4 protein-coding genes are annotated in these 3,778 nt (G+C 74.7%); all 4 read left to right on the top strand.

What is annotated here, in order from left to right; all coding sequences use genetic code 11:
* Positions 1-135: 135 nt before the first annotated feature.
* The 4 genes from ABD308_RS37390 (at position 136) to ABD308_RS37375 (ending at position 3,762) form a co-directional block, all read left to right on the top strand.
* Positions 136-1,440: an adenosylmethionine--8-amino-7-oxononanoate transaminase gene (locus tag ABD308_RS37390; protein ID WP_344345113.1), complete on the top strand. Its 1,305-nt coding sequence runs from the start codon at positions 136-138 to the stop codon at positions 1,438-1,440.
* Positions 1,437-2,210 (top strand): dethiobiotin synthase, encoded by a 774-nt coding sequence (gene bioD / locus ABD308_RS37385; protein WP_344345110.1) that lies wholly within the window; start codon positions 1,437-1,439, stop codon positions 2,208-2,210. The genes ABD308_RS37390 and bioD overlap by 4 nt, the downstream gene beginning before the upstream one ends.
* 134 nt (positions 2,211-2,344) lie before the next feature.
* Complete coding sequence (locus tag ABD308_RS37380) at positions 2,345-2,791, top strand: hypothetical protein (protein WP_344345107.1); 447 nt, start codon at positions 2,345-2,347, stop codon at positions 2,789-2,791.
* A gap of 320 nt (positions 2,792-3,111) precedes the next feature.
* On the top strand, positions 3,112-3,762 hold the full coding sequence (locus ABD308_RS37375) for a hypothetical protein (protein ID WP_344345104.1): 651 nt from the start codon (positions 3,112-3,114) through the stop codon (positions 3,760-3,762).
* Positions 3,763-3,778 lie beyond the last annotated feature (16 nt).

Raw genomic sequence — 3,778 nt, 5'->3', positions numbered from 1 at the left:
CCCGGCGGCGGACGACGAAGCGCGCACCGACCTGGTGCGGGTGCGCCGCCGCGGCGCCGGCACCGAACTGGCGCCCAACGCCTGAGTCCCCAGGCGACCGAGCCCCCTCACGAACACCCCGGAAAGCCCCTCCCCATGACCCAGCTGTCCACGGACACCCTGCTCGCGCTCGACCGGGCGCACGTCTGGCACCCGTACGGCCCGATGCCGGGCACCGCCACCCCGTACGTGGTGGAGTCCGCCTCCGGCGTGCGGCTGAGGCTGGCCGCGCCGGCCCCGGGCGGGCACCGCGAACTCGTCGACGGCATGTCGTCCTGGTGGGCCGCGATCCACGGCTACGGGCACCCGGTGCTCGACGAGGCGGTACGCGGGCAGCTGGACCGGATGAGCCACGTCATGTTCGGCGGGCTCACCCACGAGCCCGCCGTCCGGCTCGCCACCACGCTGGTGGAGATCACCCCGGAGCCGCTGCGGCACGTCTTCCTGGCCGACTCGGGCTCGGTCTCGGTCGAGGTCGCGATGAAGATGTGCCTGCAGTACTGGCAGTCGGTGGGCCGGCCGCGCAAGCGGCGGCTGCTGACCTGGCGCGGCGGCTACCACGGGGACACCTTCCACCCGATGTCGGTGTGCGACCCGCGGGGCGGCATGCACCACCTGTGGGGCGGGGTGCTGCCCGACCAGCTGTTCGCCCCCGAGCCGCCGGCCGGGTTCGACGCCCCGCTCGACGACGCGTACGTGCGCGCCTTCGAGGAGCTGATGGAGCGTCACGCCGACGAGCTGGCCGCGGTGATCGTCGAGCCGGTGGTGCAGGGCGCGGGCGGAATGCGCTTCCACTCCGCCGACTACCTGCGGATGCTGCGCGACCTGTGCGACCGGCACGGCGTACTGCTCGTCTTCGACGAGATCGCCACCGGCTTCGGCCGCAGCGGCGCGCTGTTCGCCGCCGACCACGCGGGCGTCGCGCCGGACGTGATGTGCCTGGGCAAGGCGCTCACCGGCGGCTACCTCACCCTGGCGGCGACGCTCTGCACGGCGGAGGTCGCCGACGGCATCAGCCGCGGCGAGATGCCCGTCCTCGCCCACGGGCCGACGTTCATGGGCAACCCGCTGGCGACGGCGGTCGCCAACGCCTCGATCGGCCTGCTGCTCGGGCAGGACTGGCACACCGAGGTCAAGCGGATCGAGACCGGACTGCGGGCGGGGCTGGCGGACGCGGCCGCGCTGCCCGGCGTCAAGGACGTCCGGGTGCTCGGCGCGATCGGCGTGGTGCAGCTGGACCACCCGGTGGACATGGCCGCCGCCACCGCGGCCGCCGCGCGGGAGGGCGTCTGGCTGCGCCCCTTCCGGGACCTCGTCTACACCATGCCGCCGTACGTGACCGGCGACGAGGACGTGGCGCGGATCGCCTCGGCCGTGACGGCTGCGGCGGTGGCCGGATGAACGGGACGGCGCCGGAGGACCCGAGGGTCCTCTTCGTGACGGGGACGGGCACCGATGTCGGCAAGACGGTCGCCACGGCGGCCCTCGCCGCGAGCGCGCTGCGCGCCGGTCTGCGGGTCGCGGTGCTCAAGCCCGGGCAGACCGGCGTCGCGCCGGACGAGCCGGGGGACGCCGAGGAGGTCGGCCGGCTGGCCGGTCCCGCCGTCCCGGCCCCCGAGCGGCTGACGCTGCGTGAACTCGCCCGCTACCCCGAACCGTTGGCGCCCGACACGGCCGCCCGCCGGTCCGGACTGCCGTGCCTGGCGGCGGAGGACGTGGCGAAGGAGGTCGCCACCCTCGCCGAACGGCACGACCTGGTCCTGGTCGAGGGCGCGGGCGGACTGCTGGTCCGCTACGACGAGCAGGGCCGCACGCTCGCCGACCAGGCCCGGGCGACGCGTGAACTCGGCCTGCCCACCGAGGTGTTGCTGGTCGCCTCGGCCGGGCTCGGCACGCTCAGCACCACGGCGCTGACCGCCGAGGCGCTCACCGCGCGCCGGCTTCCGCTGCTCGGCGTACTGGTCGGCTCCTGGCCGGCCACCCCGGGCCTCGCGGACCGCTGCAACCTGGCCGACCTGCCACGCGTCGCGGGCGCGCCCCTGCTCGGCGCGCTGCCCGAACACGCCGGCCGGGCCCCGGACTTCCCCGCGCTCGCCGCGGCCTTCCTCGCGCCCGCGCTGCACGGCCACTGGGACGCCACCGCCTTCACGGCCACCCACGGCGCCGCCTGAACCCCGGACCGCCGGCGCCAGCCAACCAGTCCACGCCTCCCCCGCGCGACGGAATGCCGCAATTGTCGCTCGAACGAGTGAGTTCCAGGCCCGACCCGGCCCGGCGCGCGGTAGGGGTCAATACGGTTCTCCGCATGACGGATGGCCTGATGGTGGACGAGGCCCTGCGGGCCCTCGCCGCGCTCGAAGCGGCGTGGAAGGACGACGACGAGGCCCTGGCCGCGCTGGCCGCGCGGGGGCCGGCCGAGCGACCGCTCGCCGGCCTGGTCGCGGCGTACGGCGAGCACGCCGTGGACACGCTGATGGCGCTGGCCTTCGGACTGCGCTCCAGCATGACCGACGAGGAGCTGGCCGAACTCACCGACGCGGTGAGCTCCAACATCGGCGCCCGGATGAGCGCCCTGCTCACCCGGACACTGTGCGCCTGGGGCGAGACCGCCGGGGACGACCTCGACGTGGTGAAGGTGATCGCGCACGCGGTGATCGACGCCATGCGGGCCGTCACCGAGGAACCCAGCAAGACCGACGTCCTGCCACTGCTGGCCACCTTCCGCACCTACGCGCTGAGCAACAGCTCCTGACCGATCGCCCTGCGTCCACGTTCACCGGCCCGCTGGCGCTGGGGCAGCCCCTCGGTCCGCCCCTCATCGCGCTCGCCTTCCGGCCGGACGGGCGGGCCCTGGTGGCCTCCTACAACGGGCAGTCCCCGACGGCCACACCGTCGCGGGGAGCGCCAACGGTGCCACCTGGCTCTGGGACCTCCGCGTCGAGAAGGCGATCGAGCACATCTGCGACACCACCAGTGGCGCCCTCATCGGCGTGTGGGAGCTGCTCGTCCCCGAGGCTCCCTACCGGTCGCCCTGCTAGGCCCGCTGTCGGTGCCGTCTGCTTCACTACCGGTATGCACGACACCCACCACACCCCTGACCTGCACGAACTCCTCGCCCGCCTGCCCGACGCCCCCGTGCTGCGCGACCGCTGCCGGGGCGTGGCCATGCTGGAGGCGATCCTCGGTCCCGACTGGGTGGACCGCTACTACTCGTTCGACTCCCGGTGGGGCGACGGCGAGGAGACGGCGTCGATGCGCGACGGGGAGGGCGACGACTGGTTCATGGTCTTCTCGGCCGCCGGGGTGTACGCGCGGGGCTTCGACCACACCGCGGCGAACGCGGGGGCGCGGCTGCTCCCGGAGGTGCCGGAGGCCTTCCGCTCCCACGTCCAGGAGCCGGCGTTCGGGGAGGAGGACGGTGTGCCGCTCGCCACCGTCTGCTTCTGGCGCGAGGGCGGGGACACCGCGTGGCGGGCGCCGTCGGCGGCGCCCACCGGCGGGGTGGGGCTCTTCGCCCTGCTCGCCGCCGAGGACCTGGCGGAGGCGTACCGGGCGTGGGCCGAGGAGTACTACGAGCTGGAGGAGTCGCTCGACCCGGCGGCGGTCGCCCATGTGCTGGCGCTGCGCCCGCTCACCGGGGCCGTGGTGTCCGCGCTGAACCCGGATCTCGATGTGGAGGAACTCGCCGACGACCTCGCCGGGATCGGCTACCCGGTGTCCTGAACGTCCCGAGGGGGCC

The sequence above is a fragment of the Kitasatospora putterlickiae genome, assembly GCF_039527695.1.
Taxonomy (GTDB): Bacteria; Actinomycetota; Actinomycetes; order Streptomycetales; family Streptomycetaceae; genus Kitasatospora; species Kitasatospora putterlickiae.
The sequence above is the reverse complement of the archived record's forward strand: the minus strand, read 5'-3'. Positions and strand labels throughout refer to the sequence as shown.